Source organism: Iodidimonas sp. SYSU 1G8, from assembly GCF_039655775.1.
Classification (GTDB): domain Bacteria; phylum Pseudomonadota; class Alphaproteobacteria; order SMXS01; family SMXS01; genus RI-34.
In genome coordinates, this window is sequence record NZ_JBBYXJ010000001.1 from 961,085 (window position 1) to 981,419 (window position 20,335).

General features: G+C 65.3%; 18 protein-coding genes. 10 read left to right on the forward strand and 8 right to left on the reverse strand.

Annotated features, from left to right (window positions below):
* Window positions 1-157: 157 nt before the first annotated feature.
* Both WJU17_RS04755 and WJU17_RS04760 read left to right on the forward strand, forming a co-directional pair.
* Complete coding sequence (locus tag WJU17_RS04755; protein ID WP_346326189.1) at window positions 158-1,939, forward strand: glycoside hydrolase family 15 protein; 1,782 nt, start codon at window positions 158-160, stop codon at window positions 1,937-1,939.
* A gap of 119 nt (window positions 1,940-2,058) precedes the next feature.
* A complete protein-coding gene (locus WJU17_RS04760) occupies window positions 2,059-2,427 on the forward strand; it encodes a hypothetical protein (protein ID WP_346326190.1) in 369 nt (122 codons plus the stop codon).
* Between the two features lie 54 nt (window positions 2,428-2,481).
* Here the strand turns inward: WJU17_RS04760 and mnmA are convergent, their stop codons facing one another.
* Entirely contained in the window at window positions 2,482-3,645 is a 1,164-nt protein-coding gene (gene mnmA, locus WJU17_RS04765; protein WP_346326191.1) for a tRNA 2-thiouridine(34) synthase MnmA, read from the reverse strand.
* Between the two features lie 107 nt (window positions 3,646-3,752).
* Between mnmA and cysQ the strand changes: the two genes are divergently transcribed.
* Genes cysQ through WJU17_RS04785 form a run of 4 tightly spaced genes read left to right on the forward strand, consistent with a single transcriptional unit; the run spans window position 3,753 to window position 7,318 of the window.
* A complete protein-coding gene (gene cysQ / locus WJU17_RS04770) occupies window positions 3,753-4,532 on the forward strand; it encodes a 3'(2'),5'-bisphosphate nucleotidase CysQ (RefSeq protein ID WP_346326192.1) in 780 nt (259 codons plus the stop codon).
* 55 nt (window positions 4,533-4,587) lie between these two features.
* Window positions 4,588-6,021 (forward strand): class I adenylate-forming enzyme family protein, encoded by a 1,434-nt coding sequence (locus tag WJU17_RS04775; protein ID WP_346326193.1) that lies wholly within the window; start codon window positions 4,588-4,590, stop codon window positions 6,019-6,021.
* Window positions 6,021-6,290 (forward strand): acyl carrier protein, encoded by a 270-nt coding sequence (locus WJU17_RS04780; protein ID WP_346326194.1) that lies wholly within the window; start codon window positions 6,021-6,023, stop codon window positions 6,288-6,290. The genes WJU17_RS04775 and WJU17_RS04780 overlap by 1 nt, the downstream gene beginning before the upstream one ends.
* Before the next feature lie 44 nt (window positions 6,291-6,334).
* Window positions 6,335-7,318 (forward strand): hypothetical protein, encoded by a 984-nt coding sequence (locus tag WJU17_RS04785; RefSeq protein ID WP_346326195.1) that lies wholly within the window; start codon window positions 6,335-6,337, stop codon window positions 7,316-7,318.
* A gap of 6 nt (window positions 7,319-7,324) precedes the next feature.
* Here the strand turns inward: WJU17_RS04785 and WJU17_RS04790 are convergent, their stop codons facing one another.
* Together WJU17_RS04790 and WJU17_RS04795 are read right to left on the reverse strand one after the other, a co-directional pair.
* On the reverse strand, window positions 7,325-7,954 hold the full coding sequence (locus tag WJU17_RS04790; protein ID WP_346326196.1) for a LysE family transporter: 630 nt from the start codon (window positions 7,952-7,954) through the stop codon (window positions 7,325-7,327).
* Window positions 7,947-9,287 carry a dihydroorotase gene (locus WJU17_RS04795; RefSeq protein WP_346327394.1) on the reverse strand — a complete coding sequence of 447 codons (1,341 nt, stop codon included), beginning with the start codon at window positions 9,285-9,287 and terminating at the stop codon, window positions 7,947-7,949. The genes WJU17_RS04790 and WJU17_RS04795 overlap by 8 nt, the downstream gene beginning before the upstream one ends.
* A 130-nt stretch (window positions 9,288-9,417) precedes the next feature.
* Here WJU17_RS04795 and WJU17_RS04800 point away from each other — a divergent pair, with 130 nt between their 5' ends.
* The 3 genes from WJU17_RS04800 to WJU17_RS04810 all read left to right on the forward strand — a co-directional run bounded on the left by WJU17_RS04800 (window position 9,418) and on the right by WJU17_RS04810 (window position 12,020).
* Window positions 9,418-10,278 (forward strand): folate-binding protein, encoded by an 861-nt coding sequence (locus WJU17_RS04800; RefSeq protein WP_346326197.1) that lies wholly within the window; start codon window positions 9,418-9,420, stop codon window positions 10,276-10,278.
* A complete protein-coding gene (locus tag WJU17_RS04805; protein WP_346326198.1) occupies window positions 10,275-10,844 on the forward strand; it encodes a DNA-3-methyladenine glycosylase I in 570 nt (189 codons plus the stop codon). The genes WJU17_RS04800 and WJU17_RS04805 overlap by 4 nt, the downstream gene beginning before the upstream one ends.
* Window positions 10,845-10,964: 120 nt before the next feature.
* The gene (locus WJU17_RS04810; protein ID WP_346326199.1) at window positions 10,965-12,020 is read left to right on the forward strand and encodes a dienelactone hydrolase family protein; all 1,056 of its coding nucleotides are present in this window, start codon (window positions 10,965-10,967) and stop codon (window positions 12,018-12,020) included.
* 126 nt (window positions 12,021-12,146) lie between these two features.
* On the opposite strand, the gene WJU17_RS04815 is transcribed toward WJU17_RS04810, so the two are convergent.
* The 5 genes from WJU17_RS04815 to WJU17_RS04835 form a co-directional block, all read right to left on the reverse strand.
* Window positions 12,147-13,040: a methylmalonyl Co-A mutase-associated GTPase MeaB gene (locus WJU17_RS04815; protein WP_346327395.1), complete on the reverse strand. Its 894-nt coding sequence runs from the start codon at window positions 13,038-13,040 to the stop codon at window positions 12,147-12,149.
* 57 nt (window positions 13,041-13,097) lie between these two features.
* The gene (ppdK, locus tag WJU17_RS04820; RefSeq protein WP_346326200.1) at window positions 13,098-15,764 is read right to left on the reverse strand and encodes a pyruvate, phosphate dikinase; all 2,667 of its coding nucleotides are present in this window, start codon (window positions 15,762-15,764) and stop codon (window positions 13,098-13,100) included.
* Between the two features lie 153 nt (window positions 15,765-15,917).
* On the reverse strand, window positions 15,918-17,960 hold the full coding sequence (glyS, locus tag WJU17_RS04825; RefSeq protein WP_346326201.1) for a glycine--tRNA ligase subunit beta: 2,043 nt from the start codon (window positions 17,958-17,960) through the stop codon (window positions 15,918-15,920).
* The gene (locus WJU17_RS04830; RefSeq protein ID WP_346326202.1) at window positions 17,960-18,823 is read right to left on the reverse strand and encodes a glycine--tRNA ligase subunit alpha; all 864 of its coding nucleotides are present in this window, start codon (window positions 18,821-18,823) and stop codon (window positions 17,960-17,962) included. The genes glyS and WJU17_RS04830 overlap by 1 nt, the downstream gene beginning before the upstream one ends.
* A gap of 81 nt (window positions 18,824-18,904) precedes the next feature.
* The gene (locus WJU17_RS04835) at window positions 18,905-19,861 is read right to left on the reverse strand and encodes a phosphoribosylaminoimidazolesuccinocarboxamide synthase (protein ID WP_346326203.1); all 957 of its coding nucleotides are present in this window, start codon (window positions 19,859-19,861) and stop codon (window positions 18,905-18,907) included.
* Window positions 19,862-20,041: 180 nt separating this feature from the next.
* On the opposite strand from WJU17_RS04835, the gene WJU17_RS04840 reads away from it, so the two are divergent.
* Window positions 20,042-20,335: a hypothetical protein gene (locus WJU17_RS04840; protein WP_346326204.1), complete on the forward strand. Its 294-nt coding sequence runs from the start codon at window positions 20,042-20,044 to the stop codon at window positions 20,333-20,335.

Here is a 20,335-nt window from a genome sequence, read left to right on the forward strand (position 1 = left end):
CTTGCCCGGCGAACGCCCTGATTCCGGTTCCTGTTCCGCATCGGGCGACATGGAACCTCGCGTTCTGGCAAGATGTTTACCAAATACCGACGCAGAAGTCCGTCCGCCTGTCCGGGCATGACGCGGCATTTCCCAACACGTCAAGGAGCCATCGCCCATGCGCAGTCTGGAAGTGGCAATGATCGGCAACTGCAACATCGCCGCGCTGATCGACGAGAAGGCCAGTATCGTCTGGGGGTGCTTCCCCCGGCTGGACGGCGATCCGCTGTTCTGCGCCCTGCTGAAAAGCGACGAGGACGGCACCGGTTCCTTCGATATCGGCCTGCATGACTTCAGCCATGCCGAACAGAGCTACCGGCGCAACACGGCCATCGTCGAGACCACGCTGCATGCACATGACGGCAGCGCCGTCAGGGTCACCGATTTCGCCCCGCGCTTCAAACGGGCCGGCCGCACCTTCAGGCCGATGATGCTGGTGCGGCGGGTCGAGCCGGTCGCCGGGCGGCCGCGGATCACGGTTCGGGCGCGGCCGCTCTGCGCGCACGGCGCGGCGCGGCCGGAGACGACCTATGGCAGCAACCATATCCGCTTCATCACGCCGTCGGTGACCCTGCGTCTGACCACCGACATGCCCATCGCCTATCTGATGGAGGAGCGGACCTTCAATCTCGACCGCACGACAACCATGATCCTGGGGCCGGACGAAAGCCTGCAGACCGGCATCCACGACACCGGCCGCGATTTCTTCGAACACACGGAAGAATACTGGTTCGAATGGTGCCGCTATCTGTCGCTGCCTTTCGAATGGCAGGACGCGGTGATCCGCGCCGCCATCACCCTCAAGCTGTCCAACTACGAGGAAACCGGCGCCATCGTGGCCGCCATCACCACCTCGATTCCCGAGGCGCCCAATACGGTACGAAACTGGGATTACCGGTATTGCTGGATGAGGGATTCCTACTTCGTGGTCCATGCGCTGAACCGCCTGGGCGTGACCCGTACCATGGAAGGCTATCTGCGGTTCCTGATCAACGTGGCGACGCTGGAGGACGTGGACGACCTGCAGCCGCTGTTCGGCATCACCCAGGAACGGCGGCTGGACGAGAGCATCGTCGAGAGCCTGGACGGCTATCGCGGCATGGGTCCCGTGCGCATCGGCAATCAGGCCTATGACCAGGTCCAGAACGACAGCTATGGCCACATCGTGCTCGCGGCGACACAGAGCTTCTTCGACAGCCGGCTCCGTCAGCCGGGCGGCCAGGACCTGTTCGAGCAGCTGGAGGCGCTGGGCGAAAAGGCCGTGCGCAAATGGGACAAGCCGGATGCGGGGTTGTGGGAGTTCCGCTCGCGCGCGGCGGTCCACACCCATTCGGCGGTGTCCTGCTGGGCCGCGTGCGATCGGCTCGCCAGGATCGCCCGGCGACTGTCGCTCTCCGAGCGCGCCGCGTACTGGCAGGAGCATGCCCGGACGATACGCGACGGCATCCTCGCCCGCGCCTGGAACGAGGAACTGGGCATCATCACGGCCTCGTTCGGCGGCAGCGAACTGGACGCCAGCCTGCTCTTGCTCGCCGAGGTGGGCTTCCTCGCCTATGACGATCCGCGGTATGTCGCGACGTTCCACCGCATCGAGGCGGACCTGCGCTCGGGCCGCCACCTCTACCGGTACATCGCCGAGGATGATTTCGGCGCGCCGGAGACCGCCTTCAACATCTGCTCGTTCTGGTACATCGACGCGCTGGCCGGGATGGGCCGGCGCGAGGAAGCGCGGGAGATCTTCGAGGAGATGCTGCGCTCGCGCACCCGTCTCGGCCTGCTGTCGGAAGACATCGACACCCGCACCGGCGAATTGTGGGGCAACTTCCCGCAGACCTATTCCATGGTCGGCCTGATCAACTCGGCCATGCTGCTCAGCCAAAAGTGGGAGGACGCATTCTGAAGCGACTATTGCCGGGCCGGAACGGAACCGGTGCATCGGCGTGTCGTTAGCGGGCTGCTGAGAGGACGCGAGAAGGTTCGCCGCTCAGCGGATCGCAACAACCGAAAGCGAATTTTCAGATGAAAATGCCAGCAGCCATTATCGCCGTCTCCATCGCCCTTGGCGCCACCGCCGCCTATGCCGACAGCCCGGCCCAGTCCGCGGACAAGCGACAGGAAGAAATTCAGCGCGAGTTGCTGAAAGATGGCCAGAAGGCCCGCGAAAAGTCGCTGAAGAACGAGCAGGAACTGGAGCGGGAAGCGACGAAGGACGCTCAGAAGGTCGAGCGCAAGATCGTCGATCCGGTCACCAATGATGACGCGGTGAAGGAAGTCCAGGAAGACGAGCGCGAGGCGCAGAAAGCCGTGCAGAAGTCCGAGCGCAAGGCGCTGGAGAACGCCGACGAAGCGCAGCGCGAGCGCCTTAAGGATGCCCAGAAGGCCGACTGATCGCGGCCGCAGGAACAGGACGGCGCGGAATTCCGGTTCCGCGCCGTTTTCGTGTCAGGGCCTGACGCGCTCGGCGCCCATGATCCAGCCGCCGCCGAGGACCCTGTCGCACGAATAGATCACACACGCCTGGCCCGCCGACACGCCCTCTTCCGGACGCAGCAGCGACACGATCGCGCGTCCGCCGGACAGCGGGCGAATGAGGGCCGGAAGCGGCGGGCGGGTCGAGCGCACCTTGACCGCGACCTCGACGCCTTCGGCGGGCAGCGGCGCACCCAGCCAATTCAGATCCTTCACATAGACGTCGGTGACAGCCAGCGCCTCGCGCGGTCCGACCACGACCTGGCGGGCATCGGGCTCGATCCGTACCACATAGAGCGGCGCGTTGCCGTCGGTCATGCCGCCGCCGATGCCGAGGCCGCGACGCTGGCCGATGGTGTAGTGAATGATGCCATCGTGCCGACCAAGAACACGTCCATCCAGATGAACGATGTCGCCGGGCGCGCCGGCGCCGGGGCGCAGCTTCTCGATCACCGCGCCGTAATTGCCTGACGGGACGAAACAGATGTCCTGGCTGTCGGGCTTGTCGGCGACCGAGAGGCCGAAGCGCGCGGCATGGGCGCGAGTCTCGTCCTTGGACAGGCCGCCGAGCGGAAAGCGCAGATAGTCGAGCTGCTCGGCCGTGGTCGCGAACAGAAAATAGCTCTGGTCCTTGGCCGGATCCGCGCCGCGATGCAACTCGGGACCGGCCGCGCCATCGACGCGCTGCACATAGTGGCCCGTCGCCAGGCATTCCGCGCCCAGATCGCGCGCGGTTTCGAGCAGATCGCGGAACTTCACCGTCTGGTTGCAGCGCACGCACGGAATCGGTGTTTCGCCGCGCAGATAGCTGTCGGCAAAATCGTCCATGACGGATTCTCGGAAGCGGCTTTCGTAATCCAGAACGTAATGGGGAATGCCCAGCGCCTCGGCGACGCGGCGTGCGTCGTGGATGTCGGACCCGGCGCAGCAGGCGCCCTTGCGCGACACGGCCGCGCCATGATCGTAGAGCTGCAGAGTGATGCCGACCACGTCATAACCGGCTTCCGCCAGCAGCGCCGCCGTCACCGAACTGTCGACGCCGCCGGACATGGCCACGACGACGCGCGAGGATGCCGGAGGCTTTCCCAGACCCAGATCGATCGCGGGGGCCGCCCGCTGCGCCGCTGCCAGTGCCATGGGCAGCCTATATAGCGGGAGCGGGCCCGGGAGCAAGGATGGCATATTCATCCCTGCCCTCGCTTGCCGCGTGACTCGCGGCGGACAGCCGATTAAAACCCTGCCCCATGACAAATCATGCCGCCCTTTGCGCCCAGATCGAAGCCATCGCCCGCGACGCCGGCGAGGCCATTCTCGCCATTTACAACACGGAGTTCGAGGTGCGCCGCAAGGACGATGCCTCGCCCGTGACCGAAGCGGACGAAGCCGCCGAGGCCGTGATCCTGGCCGGGCTGGCGAAAGTGTCGCCCGACATTCCCGTGATCGCCGAGGAAAGCGCCGCCGCCGGACATATTCCGGACGTGTCGGGCGGCCGATTCTGGCTGGTCGATCCATTGGACGGCACCAAGGAATTCATCAACCGGAACGGCGAGTTCACGGTCAACATCGCGCTGATCGAGCACGGCGTGCCCGTGCTCGGCGTGGTCTACGCGCCCGCCATCGGCCGCATGTTCTGTGGCTCGGACGCCGGCGCGACGACGTCTACCCGTGCCGCCGACGGCAGCTTCCCGGCCGCCGCGCCCATCGCCGCGCGCCCGGCGCCGCAGGACGGACTCACCGTCGTCGCCAGCCGGTCGCACAAGGATTACAAGACCGAGGAATTCCTGAAGGGCTTCGACGTCAGGGAACTGAAGTCGGCCGGCAGTTCGCTGAAGCTGTGCCTGATCGCGGCGGCGGAAGCGGACATGTACCCGCGCCTCGGCCGGACAATGGAATGGGACATCGCCGCCGGTCACGCCGTCCTGCGCGCGGCAGGCGGCAGCGTGACCACGGTGGACGGAGCGCCGTTCCTCTACGGCAAACCGGGCTTCGAAAACCCGTTCTTCGTCGCCTGGGGCAAACGCTGAAGCGCGACCTGTAAAGCATTTGCATCGTCCGAGGGATGACGGGCATTCTTGACCTATGTCGAGCAATCTTTTGGGGTCGGCGGCCACCCCTGAACGCCTAGCCATCGTTTCCCAGACAGACACCATCACATTTGGTGAGATGGATCGACGTGTCCGCGCGCTGGCCGGATGGATCGCCTCGGAAGGCATCGGGACAAGCGATGTCGTCGGTGTCTCCATCGCCGACGAGCCCCTGCACCTGATGGTCAGCCTGGCGCTGTTGCGCATGGGGTGTCCGCATATATCGCTCGCCACCCATGATCCAGCACCGCTGCGTCAGGACCTGATCCGCCGTTGCGGCGTGGTCGCCGTGATCGGCGAAAACCCACTGGATGATGGCGTCCGCACCATTACCATCCCGGGCGTTTTGCCACGGGGCGGCGCGGCGGACGCCGCATTGGACCTGCCTCACCCGCGAGACGACGCCATCGCGGTTTACATGGCGACGTCGGGCACGACGGGCGCAGCCAAGATCATCGCATACACGTACCGTCAGATGGCGCAGCAGGGATTGACGCGCCATATGCCGCCAGCGGCCAGATCCGAATACATTCCCTCGTCGATCCAGTTTCTCTATGCGAAGAAGCACCGCCTGCGCAGCGCGATGAACGGTTACACGGGGGTGTTCCATATCGCCGCGCCCGCCGAAATTCCTGGTATCTGCCGCGCATACGGTGTCGACGTGCTCAGGCTTTCCCCGCCCCAGGCCCGTTCGCTGATCGATATCGCGGCCATGCCCGGGTGCCGGCTGCCGGAAGAGCTGCACGTATATGTGGGCGGCGCGCGCATATCCGGCGCGATGCGAGCGGACTTCCAGCAGCAGCAGGTCCATTCGCTCCACGTCGAATATGGCGCGACCGAGTGCGGCAATATCGCGGTCGCTGGCCCGGAATTGCATGCGCGCCATCCTGATAGTGTCGGCCGCCCGCTGGACGGCGTTATGGTGGAAATCGTCGACAGCGCGGATAGGCCCTTGCCCGCAGGCGTCGATGGCCTGATCCGGATACGCACGCCTGGCATGGTCGCGGGATATGTGGGCGATCCCGCCCTGACCGCGAAGACCTTCCGTGACGGATGGTATTACAGCAGCGATCGTGGCCATCTGAACGAGGACGGTCTGCTGGTTTTCGAGGGCCGTGCCGACGACATGATGATCCTCAATTCCATCAACATTCATCCGGCCGAGATCGAACGGGTGGCCGAGACGTTTCCGGGCGTCATCGAGTGCGCGGCCTTCCCGCTCCGCTCGATGGTGCATGGCGACATTCCCATGCTCGCGGTGGTCACGACCGACACGTGCGATCTGAAGCAGCTTGCCGCTCATTGCACGCGGCAGCTCGGCGTGCGCGCGCCACGCAAGATTTTCCGCGCACGGGATCTTCCACGAAACGACGCGGGCAAGATTGTCCGCCATGAGCTGTCGGCGCTGGCAGCGCAGAGGCAGCTTTGATGTCACCGGAATTTTCTCTGATGCGCGAGCGGATCATCGCCGCGATCCTGGCAAACCCCGCGCTTTCTGCCGAGAGCGCGGCGATGCTGAGCCAGCACGCGGAGCCCGGTGCCGATCATACCTTCGAGGCGCTGGCGATGGACTCGCTGGCCCGTATGGAGCTTTGCATCCACTTCGAGTGCGAGTTCGGTATCCTTATCAGCAGCGGCCATCTCGACATCTATCCCAGCATCAACGCGCTGGCCGATTTTCTCGCGTCCGGAAAATGATCCTGTGGCAAACCATCAGGCGGCGGACAGCTCGCCTGAAGACAATGCTGCGCGACACCCTTCATCCTGACAACATCACCTGCAACGGGCCGCGCGCGGTCGAGCCCTACCCGGCCCGTATCGAGGCCATCGTGACGGAACGGCGGACGCTCATGGACGAGAGCCGGAACGCGTCCATCGACTGTATCATCCGCCGCCCGGCGTCGGCCGCCACGGCAGCGCTGCCCGTCGTCATCAACTCCCTGCCGGCGCCGTGGCGGGCGACCGAGCCCAGCGTCTCCATGAGTCATGTCACGCGCTATCTCGCCGCGGCAGGGTACGCTGTCGTGGACGTCTACCACCGCAGCGGCGACAAGCGCCTGTTTCCCGTACTGGCCGGAGAAGCCCGCGGCAAGGGTGACTATCTGCGCACGCGCATCGCCGACATCACCAGTCACCACCACCGCTTCCTCGATATCGCCATGCTGATCGAGCGGCTCGCCGACTTGAGTTCGGGTGGCGCCCTGAAGGGCCCGATGGACATGAGCCGTATCGGAATCGGCGGCCATTCACTGGGCGCGCTGACCGCGCTGTCGCTGGGCGGGTTGCGCTGGCCGCCCGCTTTCGAGAGCTACCGGCATCCCGGAATCAAGGCCGCGATCCTCTACAGCAACGCCTTGCAACGGAGCCTGGCGAGCAAGACCATGATGTCGGGCCTCTCGGTTCCGTGCCTGCACATGACCGGCACCCGGGACAGGAGCATCGATGGCCGCGAAGGATGGCGGGAAAAGCTGCTGGCCTATCACATGGCCCCGAGCGGCGATCAGTACGCCCTGATCCTGCGCGGCGCGGACCACCAGACCTTCGGCGGGCAACGCGCCGACCAGCTGTTGGCGAACCGGCGGGAAGAACTGTGCCACCAGTTCATCCGATGCGCCTCGCTGGCGTTCTGGGACGCTTACCTGAAGAACAGCCCGCAGGCGCGTGACTGGCTGCGACACCGCCTCCCATCCGCGCTTGGGCGAGACGGGTCCCTGGAATTCAGATAGGCGTGGTTAGCTGAATATCTTCAGCGTGACTGAGTCGATGGCGTAGAGCCCGAACGCGATCACGGCGGCGGCTGTGATGCGGTTGAGCAGCAGCATGTGGCGGTCCTCGATCTTGCTGTGCAGCAGGCCGATCAACACGACGAGCGCGACCCACCAGACCATGGATCCGACGAAGACACCGGAAACCACCTCGGCGGATTGCGGGACGTCCAGTCCGGAACTCATCCCCCACGCGACGAACAGCGCGACGAAGGCCGCGATAGTGATCGGATTGCTGACGGTAAGGATGAAGGTCGCCGCCATGGACCGCGCCATGCCGTGGCCGTTGATCTCGCGCTGCTCGTAATGGGGGTGGGAAAGCCAAAGCTTGAGGCCCAGAATCAGCAGCAGGATGCCGCCGGGTATCCTGAACCAGGCTTCGTGCGCCTCGACGAAGGCCGATACCGCGGTGATCCCCGCCGCCGCCACGAGGGCGAACGCCGCATCGCCCAAGGCCGCGCCCAGTCCCGTGGTCAGCCCGGCCACACGGCCGCAGGTGATCGTCCGGTGAATGCAGAGGATGTTGACCGGCCCCATGGGGGCGGCGACGATAATCCCGATCAGCAGGCCCTTGATGAATAGCGGCAGGCTATCCATGAGCTCGCAGTGTGTCGTTGAACCGAACGGGCGCGCCGGCGGGGGCGCTGGCCAGCTGGCCTTCCCACATCACCTTTTGCCCCCGGATGATCGTGCCGACCGGCCAGCCCGTCACGGTGCGGCCATGGAACGGGGTCCAGCCGGATTTGCTGGCGATCCAGCTGTCTTCGATGGTTCTCGAGGCTTTCATGTCCACCAATGTGTAATCCGCGTCCCATCCCACCGCGAGCCTGCCCTTGCCGGCAAGCCCCCAGATGCGCGCCGGCCCGGCGCTGGTGAGATCGACGAACTGCTGCAGGTTAAGCCGTCCGGCATTGATATGATCGAGCATCAGCGGCACCAGGGTCTGGACGCCGGTCATGCCCGACGGGCTGTTGGGATAGGCCTTCGCCTTCTCTTCCAAGGTGTGCGGCGCATGGTCGGAACCGAGCACATCGACGATGCCGTCGGCGATGCCGCGCCAGAGACCGTCGCGGTGCGCGGCGGTGCGGATCGGCGGATTCATCTGCGCCCGGGTGCCCAGTTGCTCGTAGCATTCCGGCGCCGCCAGCGTGAGGTGCTGCGGCGTGACCTCGACCGTGGCGATATCCTTGTGACGGGACAGGAGTTCGATCTCGTCGGCGGTGGTGATATGCAGCACATGGATGCGGCGCCCGGCCTGACGCGCCAGGGCGAGAAGCCGCTGGGTCGCGATGATGGCCGACTGATCGTCGCGCACCACGGGATGGGTCAGCACGTTGCCTTCTTCCGCGAGACCCTTGCGCTCGCGCATCCGGTATTCGTCTTCCGAATGGATGGAGACACGTCGGGAGCCACTGCGCAGCACGCGCAGGATCACCTCATCCTCATGCACGAGCAGGTCGCCGGTCGAGGCGCCCATAAACAGCTTCACGCCGCAGCAGCCGGGCAACTTCTCCAGCTCGGGCAGGAGGTCGATGTTCTCGGCGGCCGCGCCGACATAGAAGGCGTGATCGCACCACATGGTTTCGGCCGCGCGATCCAGCTTGTATTGCAGCGCTTCGGCGGTCGTGGTCGATGGTTTGGTGTTGGGCATTTCGAACACGGCGGTCACACCGCCCAGCACGGCGCCGCGGCTGCCCGATTCAAGGTCTTCCTTGTATTCCAGGCCGGGTTCGCGGAAATGCACCTGGCTGTCGATGACGCCGGGCAGCAGGTGCAGCCCCGTCGCGTCGATCACCTGGTGAGCCGAGGCCTGCGACAGATCGCCGATCGCCGCAGTCTTGCCGTCCCTGATCCCCACATCCGCCGGCCCGATGCCGCGGTGGGAAACGCAGGTTGCGTTGCGTATGAGCAGGTCGAAGGATGTACCCATAAGATCCATGGTCCTGTTGGCTTCCGCGTTATATGTCACATAATCCGGTTGCAAAAGCCCGTAACCGGCCATCACCATGATTTATGGCTGCGCCCTCGAAGCGCCAGTCATGTCCACCAGGGAGGCACCATTGAAAACCGCTGTGATTCTCGAGGAACGGGGCGTTCTCGCCATCGGCGGCTCCCAGCGGCGCTCGTTCCTGCAGGGATTGATCTCCAACGATGTCGAGCGGATCGCTCCGTCGCAAGCCATTTATGCCGCGCTGCTGACGCCGCAGGGTAAATTTCTCTTCGACTTCTTCATCGCCGAGCAGGGCGAGACCCTGCTGCTCGACGTCGACCGGGAGCGCCTGCCCGATCTGCTCAAGCGGCTGACCATGTACAAGCTGCGCTCGGATGTCAGTCTGAGCGACCAGTCGGCGGACTGGTATGTCGCCTCCCTGCTCGATCCGCCGGAGAATTTCGGAGATACCCTTGGGACGGCCGCCGCTCTGTCGGATGGCGTTGCCTTCATCGATCCGCGATCGGCCCGGCTGGGCGCCCGCGCGCTGCTGCCCCGCTCGATCGCGCTGGAGACACTCGGTTACAGGACGGCGCCGTTCGAGACCTACGAGGCGCGGCGCGTGTCGCTCGGTATTCCGGATACGCGCCGCGACCTGGAAGCCGACAAGACGCTGCTGCTGGAGGCCAATTTCGACCAGCTCAACGGCGTCTCCTTTAACAAGGGCTGCTATGTCGGGCAGGAACTGACCGCCAGGACAAAATATCGCGGCAATGTCCGGCGCAAGCTTTATCCGGTGGTGCTGGACGGCGTCGCGGCGCCGGGCACCGAGGTGATGCTGGGCGACCGGGAGGCCGGCGCGCTCCGATCGGTGGCCGGTGACCGCGCCATTGCCCTGCTGCGCATCGAGGACGTGGACAAGGCGCGCGAAAGCGGCACGCCCCTGATGGCCGGCGGCACCACGATCCAGGTGGAGACTCCCGTTCCATGACCGACCTGACCCGCTGCGCCTGGCCGGGCACCGACCCGCTTTATGTCGCCTATCACGACGAGGAATGGGGCGTGCCGGAGCGTGACAGCCGCGCCCTGTATGAGAAACTGATGCTCGATGGCTTCCAGGCCGGACTGTCGTGGATCACCATCCTGCGCAAGCGGGAGAACTTCCGTGCCGCGTTCCAGGGATTCCAGCCCGAAATTGTCGCCACCTTCGGTCCGGCCGACGTGGATCGTCTGCTGGGCGATGCGGGCATCATCCGCCATCGGGGCAAGATCGAGGGCGCCATCGCCAGCGCCAAAGCGTATCTGGCCATGGAGGAACGGGGCGAGAGCTTTTCCGACTATCTTTGGCAGTTCACCGGTGGCCGGGTAATCCAGAACAGCTGGAGCGACATGAAGCAGGTGCCGACTGAAACACCCGAGAGCCGGGCCATGTCGAAAAGCCTGAAGCAGAATGGCTTCAAGTTCTGCGGCCCGACCATCTGCTACGCCTTCATGCAGGCCGTCGGCATGGTGAACGATCACATGAGCCACTGCTATAGGCACGGCGAATTAATTTAATATCAGCGTATTAGGATGCTTTCCTAAGAATCTGGTTGCATCAAGACTCCCGCGATTTCTGCTACCTCCCTTGCCTAAAGGCCGGGGTGACAGGCCTGTCCGCCGTGACTATCAAGACTCATGTTCACCCGACCAAGACATCGACGAGTTCCTTTGGGGCCCCTCGTACTGGCGTTGATGCTCGCCGCCTGCGGCGCGCGGGCGCCGGCGGACCGGGAAGCCGTGATGCTGCACAGTCGCACCTTGGGATTCATCGACCAGATCGGACGATCTGGCGAAGGCACGCCGCAAATGGTGGCCGGCGCCCTGATGATGCCGGCCGGCGTGCCAACCGGAGCCAAGGTGCCGGCCATGGTGATGCTACATGGCGGCACGGGCCAGGGCGCGCAGGACTGGTACTACGCCAAACTGTTCAACAGCTGGGGGATCGCCGTGCTGGCCGTGGACAGCTTCGGGGAACGCGGCGTCGAGAACACGATCTTCGACCAGTCCGCCGTTTCCGAGGCGTCGATCATGGCCGACGCCTACGCGGCCTTGAACCAGCTCAGTTCGGATCCGAGAATCGATTCACAACGGATTGGCATCATTGGATTTTCAAAGGGTGCGGCTCCTGCACTTCTCGCATCTCTCAAGCGCTTTCGTAGCGGCTTGGCGGCAGGAGACAACCGCTTCGCGGTGCATGTCGCGTTCTATCCCTGGTGCGGTTTTTCATTCCTCGACGAGGCGGCGACCGGCGCGCCGGTGCTGATCCTGAGCGGCGGGCTGGACCGGGTCACGCCCGCCGGGCTCTGCAACGACCTCGCGGCCCGGCTGAAGCAGGATAATCCGGCGCTGCCGCTCGACATCGCCATCTATCCAAGGGGCGGCCACGCCTTCGATTACCCGCATCCCTATTTCCGTTTCGTCGAGAAACTGCCGGTGCGCGGCAACATCCCGAGCCGGTGCTTCTTCACGGAGACCGCCCCCAATGTCTATGTGGAGCAATCCTCGCGGCTCGGTGTGACGGCTCAGTCGCTACGCTATGCCCTCAGCTTGTGCAGCGAGCCCGATCCCAAGGCGCAGGCGATCTATGACCCGGAGGGCACGCGTGACGCGCTGGGCCGGATGGAGACGCTGATCCGCAACAGTTTGTTGGGTCCGCCGCCGCAAACGGCTACAGTGGATGCTTCCAGGTAACGCCCTGACAGTTTGAACCGGAACAGGCGGCCCAACGGATGAGCTCACGCAGGCGCAAGCGCAACAAGAACGAATTATGGCTCTGGATCGTGCTGGGCGCGGGCCTTGGCTTGGCGATCCTGCTGATCAGCCTGGCGGCGTAGCGCGGTTCCGCAGGCGCGCCGAAAGCGATGCGTCCCGGGCGAAAGGCGACGCGTCGGGGTTTTCGTCGATGGCCGGACCGAGGAAGCCAAGCCCGTCGCGGCCGAAGCCATCCCGGAGCGTTTCCTCCAGCCAGTGACGATCCTGTTGGCGGCGCGCGGCGACGAGCCGACCCGCCTCGCTCAGCCACGACCAGCGGGCTTCCAGCGCGTCGAAAAGCTTGTCCATGCCCACACCGGACGAGGCGGACGCCAGCAGGACCGGCACCGACCAGCCCTCGGGCGCGCCATTGAGAGAGAGCGCGCCCTTCACGTCGGCGCGCGCGCGGACGGCCGCCGGCCCGATGTCGGCCTTGGTGACGAGGATGATATGCGGCACCTCCATGATGCCGGACTTCATGAACTGGAGGCTGTCACCCGATCCCGGCTGGATGCAGAACACGACGCTGTCCGCCACTGTCACCACGTCGGTCTCGGACTGGCCGACCCCGACGGTTTCCACCAGGACGACGTCATAGACGGCCCGCATCAGCACCATGGCGGCGAAGGTCAGCGACGCCAGCCCGCCGAGCCGGTCGCGCGCGGCCATGGACCGGACGAAAATGCCCTGGTCTTCCGGATCGGTGGCAAGGCGGGTGCGGTCGCCCAGCAAGGCGCCGCCCGTGCGCCGGGACGAGGGATCGACGGCGATGATTCCGACCGTCCGGCCGGAGGCCCGCCAGGAACGGATCAACGCGCCGGTCAAGGTCGACTTGCCGACGCCGGGCGGGCCGGTCAGGCCGATCACATGGGCCCGGGGCAACGCCCAGGCACGGTCGAGGAGCGCAACGACATCGGGATGGGCCGGGTCGGCCTCGATGGCGGCCAGCGCCGCCGCCATCGCCGGCTTGCCGCCGGCCTCGAGGGTCTGGAAATCCGGGACCCGGGTCCGCAATCCTCAGTCCTTGGCGGGCGCGTTGTTCAGCACGGCCTGCGCGGCGGCCAGACGCGCGATCGGCACGCGATACGGCGAACAGGACACGTAGTCGAGGCTGACTTCCTCGCAGAAGGCGATGGAGGCCGGGTCGCCGCCATGCTCGCCGCAGATACCCAGCTTGATGCCTGGACGGGTCGCACGGCCTTTTTCCGCGGCGATGCGGATCAGTTGGCCGACGCCCTCGCGGTCCAAGGTCACGAAGGGGTCCTTCTCGTAGATGCCGCTGCGCAGATAATCGTCGAGGAAGTTGGCGCTGTCGTCGCGGCTCAGGCCATAGGTGGTCTGGGTCAGGTCGTTGGTGCCGAAGCTGAAGAACGCGGCGGACTGCGCGATCTGATCGGCCAGCAGAGCGGCGCGCGGCAATTCGATCATGGTTCCAACGATATAGCCGCTTTCCTTGAAGCCCAGTTCGGCCGCGATGGCGTCGATCTTGCCCTTCAGGATATCCAGTTCCTTCTTGGCTCCGACCAGCGGGATCATGATCTCGGGAACAACCGTGTCGCCGGTTTCACGGAAGACCTGCAGCGTCGCCTCGAAGATGGCGCGCGCCTGCATCTCGTAGATTTCCGGATAGGAAATGCCCAAGCGGCAGCCGCGATGGCCCAGCATGGGGTTGAATTCGTGCAGCTCGTTGGCGCGCTTACGCATGGTGGCGAGCGAGACGCCGGCCTGATCGGCGATCTCCTTCAGTTCCTCGTCGGTCTTGGGCAGGAACTCGTGCAGCGGCGGATCCAGCAGGCGGATCGTGACCGGCAGGCCCTTCATGATGTGGAACAGCTCGGTGAAGTCCTGGCGCTGCACCGGAAGCAGCTTGGCGAGCGCGGCGCGGCGCTCCGCTTCGGTTTCCGACAGGATCATCTCGCGCACCGCCATGATCCGGTCCGCCTCGAAGAACATGTGCTCGGTGCGGCACAGGCCGATGCCCTCGGCGCCGAACTCGCGGGCGGTGCGGGCGTCGAGCGGCGTTTCCGCGTTGGTGCGCACCTTCATGCGGCGCACCTTGTCGGCCCAGCCCATCAGCGTGGCGAAATCGCCGGACAGTTCCGGGTTGATGGTCGGCACCGCGCCCTTGATGACCTCGCCGGTCGAGCCGTCGAGCGTCAGCACGTCGCCGCGCTTGAGCACTTCCGTGCCGATGGTCAGGGTGCCGGCGGCATAGTCGATGCGCAGGGAACCAGCGCCCGAGACACAAGGCCGGCCCATGCCGCGCGCCACGACGGCGGCGTGGCTGGTCATGCCACCGCGGCTGGTCAGGATGCCCCTGGCCGCGTGCATGCCGTGAATGTCTTCCGGGCTGGTCTCGATGCGGACCAGGATGACATCGCGGCCTTCGGCGGCCGAGCGTTCGGCCTCGTCGGCATCGAACACGATGATGCCGCTCGCCGCGCCCGGCGAGGCCGGCAGGCCGCGCGTCAGGATTTCCTTGTGCGCCTTGGGGTCGAGGGTCGGATGCAGCAACTGATCGAGCGCCTCGGGGTCCATGCGGCCGATGGCCTCGCGCTCGGTGATCAGGCCTTCGCTGGCCATCTCGACGGCGATCTTCAGAGCGGCGGCGGCGGTGCGCTTGCCGCTGCGGGTCTGCAGCATCCACAGGCGGCCCTTCTGGACCGTGAACTCGATGTCCTGCATGTCGCGGTAATGGGCCTCGAGCTTGTCCATGATGGCGGAGAGCTCGGCGAAGGTCTGCGGCAGCGATTCTTCCAGCGACGGATCGGTTTCGCCCGCCGCCAGCTTGGCGGCGGTGCTGATGTAGCGCGGGGTGCGAATGCCGGCGACCACGTCCTCGCCCTGGGCGTTCAGCAGATATTCGCCGTAGACCTCGCGGGTGCCGGTGGCCGGGTTACGGGTGAAGGCGACACCGGTCGCCGAATCCTCGCCCATGTTGCCGAACACCATGGCCTGGACGTTGACGGCGGTGCCCCAGGCTTCCGGAATGTTGTGCAGGCGGCGATAGACCTTGGCCCGGTCGTTCTGCCAGGAGTTGAACACGGCGCCGATGGCGCCCCACAGCTGCTCGTGCGGATCGGTCGGAAACGGGCTGCCGAGTTCTTCCTGGACCTTCGCCTTGTAGGCCGCGACCAGCTCCCTCAACGCTTCCACGTTAAGTTCGGTATCGAGCGTAACCCCAAGTGACTCCTTGTGAATGTCCAGGATTTCCTCGAAGTGATAATGATCCACTTCAAGGACCACGTCCGAGTACATCTGGATGAACCGGCGGTAGCTGTCATAGGCGAAACGGGGGTTGCCAGACAGCGCGGCCAAGCCTTCGACGGTCTCGTCATTGAGGCCCAGATTGAGCACCGTATCCATCATGCCCGGCATGGACGCGCGGGCGCCCGAGCGGACCGAAACCAGCAGCGGGTTGGCCTTGTCGCCGAAATTGGCGCCGACGATGCCCTCGACCTTGGCCAGCGCCTCGGCAATTTGTGCCTTTAGTTCAGCGGGATAGACGCGGTTGTTATCGTAATAGGCGGTGCAGACCTCGGTGGAGATGGTAAAGCCCGGCGGCACCGGCAGGCCCAGATTGCTCATCTCGGCCAGGTTGGCGCCCTTGCCGCCCAGCAGATTGCGCAAGCCGGCATCGCCATCCGACGCGCCGCCACCGAAACTGTAGACCCACTTAGTCATGCACAAACCCTCGATAGTCACTACCCCGCGCCGCCTCACCCGCGCATGCGGGAAAGCGGTCTGGGAAAGAAAGCCGCCCAGTGAAGGGCTGGGTCCCCGCCAGGGCGGGGATGACGAATGTTAAGAGGCTGCGCGGAATTGGCAACGTCCGCGTCATCCTTCGATCTTCGAGAAGTCGGCCACCCTGTGCAGCGTCGCCCGGATTTGCGACAGCAGCAACAGACGGTTTCGGCGCAGGTCCGGATCCTCCGCATTCACCGTGACGTGATCGAAGAAGGCATCGACCGGACGGCGCAGACCGGCCAGGGCGGCCATGGCGTCGGTGAAGCGTTCCTCGCGCACCGCCGTCTCAGCCTGGGCCATGGCGTCGGCGAGACGGGCGTGGAGAAGCTTCTCCTCCTCCTGGGCCAGCCGCTCGTATTCGGCGGCGCCGTCATAGGAGACCGAGTCCTTCTTTTCCTCAATGCGCACGATGTTGGTGGCGCGCTTGTAGGCGGCCAGCAGATTGGCGCCGTCCTCGGTGTCGAGGAAACCCTGCAACGCCTTCACCCGGTCCAGCAGACGCACCAGATCGTCCTCACCGCTGAGCGCGAAGACGGCGGTAATCAGGTCGTGCCGGACACCCTGTTCCTTCAGATAGACCTTCAAGCGGTCGGCAAAGAAATCGAGCAATTGCAAGGCCGTATCGGAAGAAGCTCCAGCCGCCTGAAAGGTGTCGAGCAGGCGTAAACGCAGCCCGTTCTCCAGCACCAGCCGGATGACGCCCAGCGCGGCACGGCGCAGGGCGAACGGGTCCTTGGAGCCGGTAGGCTTTTCGTCGACGCCGAAGAAGCCCACCAGCGTGTCGACCTTGTCGGCCATGGCGACGGCGACGCTGACGGGCGCGGTCGGGCACTGGTCGTTGGGGCCCTGCGGCCGGTAATGATCGGCGATGGCCTCGGCAAGCTCGGCTGGCTTGCCTTCGGCGAGGGCGTAGTAGCGACCCATGATGCCCTGAAGCTCGGGGAACTCGCCCACCATCTCGGTGCGCAGATCGGCCTTGGCGAGACCGGCGGCCTGCCGGGCCAGCGCTGGATCGGCACCCGGGATCGACGCCGCCAGCTCACCGGCGAGCGCGGCGACGCGGCGAACCTTGTCGCCCAGCGTGCCCAGCTTTTCGTGGAACACCACCTCTTCCAGCGCCGGCAGCCGGCTTTCCAACGTGGCCTTGCGGTCCTGGTCCCAGAAGAACTTGGTGTCGGACAGGCGGGCGCTCAGCACGCGCTCGTTGCCGGCGACGATGGCCTTGCCGCCATCCCTGGCCGCCAGATTGGAGACGATGGCGAAACGCGGCGCCAGATTGCCCCGCGGGTCGCGGAACATGGGGTATTTCTGGTGGGTCTTGATCGCCGAGATCAGCGCCTCGGGCGGCACGTCCATGAAAGCCGTGTCGATGTCGCCCACCAGAACCACCGGCCATTCCACCAGTCCGGCGACCTCGTCGAACAGGCCGTCATCCTCGATGGGCTTCAGGCCGTGCTGCTCGCCATACTGGTCGAGGTGCTCGCTGATATCCAGCTTGCGCTCGCGCGGGTCGACGATGACGAAAGCGGCGCGCAGCTTCGACTTGTAGTCGGCGAAATCGCTTACCTCGATGCGCTGCGGCGCCATGAACCTGTGGCCGACCGTGCTGTCGCCGCTGGCGATCCCGTCGATTTCGAGCGGCACGACCGCGCCGTCGAACAGGGCGATGATGGAATGGAGCGGGCGCACCCAGGTCAGGCCGCCGCTGCCCCAGCGCATGGATTTGGGCCACGGGAAGCCGCGGATCACCTCGGGGACGATCTGGGCGATGACATCGGCGGTCGCCCCGCCCTGCTTCTCGATGATGGCGACGAGGAAGGTGCCCTTCTTGTCCTCGACCTCGGTGAGCTGATCGCGGCTGAGGCCGGTCGAGCGCAGGAAGCCGTCGATGGCTTGCTGCGGCGCGTCGGTGCGCGGGCCCTTGCGTTCCTCGCGGACGTCGGGCTGGGCGACGGGCAGGCCATCGATGACCAGCGCCAGGCGACGCGGCGTCACGAAGGCGTCGGCGCGGGTCCAGCTCAGGCCGGCGGCCTTGAGCTTTTCGGTCACGAGGCGCTTCAGATCCTCGGCGGCCCGCGCCTGCATGCGGGCGGGAATCTCCTCGGACAGGAGTTCGAGCAGGAATTCGGCCATTATGCGGCCTCCGTCTGGCTTTTCAGCCAGGCTTCGCAGCAGGCCTTGGCCAGCGCGCGGACACGGCCGATATAGGCTTGGCGCTCGGTGACCGAGATCACGCCGCGCGCGTCCAGCAGATTGAAGTTGTGGCTGGCCTTGATGCACTGGTCATAGGCCGGCAGCGCCAGACCGGCGGCCAGCAGCGACTGGCACTCGCCTTCGGCATCGCGGAAGTGCTGGAACAGGATGTCGGCGTTGGAATATTCGAAATTGTAGGTCGACTGCTCGCGCTCGTTCTGCAGGAACACGTCGCCATAGCTGACGCCGTTGCCGTAATGCAGGTTGTAGACGTTGTCGACGCCCTGGATGTACATGGCCAGACGCTCGAGGCCGTAGGTCAGCTCACCTGAGACAGGGCTGCAATCAATGCCGCCAACCTGTTGAAAATACGTGAATTGGCTGACCTCCATCCCATCGCACCAGACTTCCCAGCCCAGGCCCCACGCGCCCAGCGTCGGGCTTTCCCAGTCGTCCTCGACGAAGCGCATGTCGTGGATGGCCGGGTCGAGACCCAGCTCCTTGAGCGAGCCCAGATAGAGCGCCTGGATGTCAGGCGGCGACGGCTTCAGGATGACCTGAAACTGGTAGTAGTGCTGCAGGCGGTTGGGATTCTCGCCGTAGCGGCCATCCTTGGGACGGCGCGACGGCTGGACGTAGGCGGCCTTCCAGGGCTTGGGACCCAGCGCGCGCAGGGTGGTCGCCGGATGAAATGTGCCCGCGCCCATTTCCACGTCATAGGGCTGGAGAATGACGCAACCCTGACGGGCCCAATAGGCCTGCAGAGTCAGTATCAGTTCCTGAAAGGACGGCGCGGAAGACATGCGTGGCGGAACCCCTGTGGACGGCGGGCGCACCGTAACGTCGGCCCGTGAACGGGTCAAGAAAACGCGGCGGGGCGCGGCCTAGAAGTACCGCGCCAGATTCCGCCGCACCCGCTCCAGCGGGGTACCGCAACTGGTATCCGGCTCGAATGGCTTGCCGGTTATCGCCTCATAGGCCTTCATGTAGACGCGCGACGTCTGATCGATCAGTTCGGCGGGAATTTCGGGAATCGGGTCCGTGTAGGGGTCGCACCGCGCCGTCACCCAGCTGCGGACGAAATCCTTGTCGAAACTGTCCGGGCGCTGGCCGGCCTCGAAGCGCTCGCGATAGGTATCGGCGATCCAGTAGCGGCTGCTGTCGGGCGTGTGAATCTCGTCCGCCAGAACGATCCGGCCTTCGGCATCGGTGCCGAACTCATATTTGGTGTCCACCAGGATGAGGCCGCGAGGTTTGGCCAACGCCTGCCCGCGGGCGAACAGCGCCAACGCATAGCGGGATACCGTGTCCCACTGCTCCTGGGTCAGCAGCCCCTGCCCGACGATATCCGCCGGCGTCAGCGGCTCGTCATGGCCGCCGTCGAACGCCTTGCTGGTCGGGGTGATGATGGCGCGCGGCAGCACCTGGTTGTCGCGCAGATCGTCGGGAAAGCGCACCCCGTACATCTCGCGCGCACCTTGCTTGTACATGGTGAGAACCGATGTGGCCGTCGTGCCCGCCAGATAGCCGCGCACGACGATCTCCACCGGGAGAATGTCGAGGCGGCGGCCGACGACGACGTTGGGATCGGGATATTCGATCACGTGGTTCGGGCAGATATCAGCCGTCTCCTCGAACCAGTAGCGCGCCGTCTGGGTCAGCACCTGCCCCTTGAACGGGATGGACGCGAGCACACGGTCGAACGCGCTGATGCGGTCGGTGGCGATGATGATCCTGCGGCCGTCCGGCAGATCATAGTTCTCGCGTACCTTGCCGCTGTAGTGACTCGGCAGCTCGGGAATGAAGGCGTCGGGCAACGTATAGGAGTCGGTGGTGCTCATGGTCTTCCGCTACCGGTTGGGAGCGAGACCGTACCACAGGAATGTCGCCATCCCGAGTGACGGTTGTTGCAGTGCGATGAATTTTTGCGGGCGGGATCATCCGGTCCGGTCGCGGCGTTTGTCACTGTCATCTCTATCCACCAGCGGCCCGATCGCCGCCGCAATACCGAGGGAAATGTCATGAAGCAGATGCTGAAGATGATCGCCATCCCGGGTCTCGCGCTCGCCGCGCTGCTGGCGGCCCCCGCCGCCGGTTTCGTCGCGCCGGCTCAGGCCGCCTGTGCGTCCGGTGACCGGATCGACGGCACGACCGCCGACTGGGCCAAGGAGAAAGCCGCCGCGGCGGGCTACAGCGACGTCACCATGGAGCGCAAGGGCTGCGACAATTTCTGGCACGGCGTCGCGATGAAAGACGGTCGGCAGACCCGAATCGTCGTCTCACCCGACGGCGACGTCAGGCCCGAGGGGGACTGA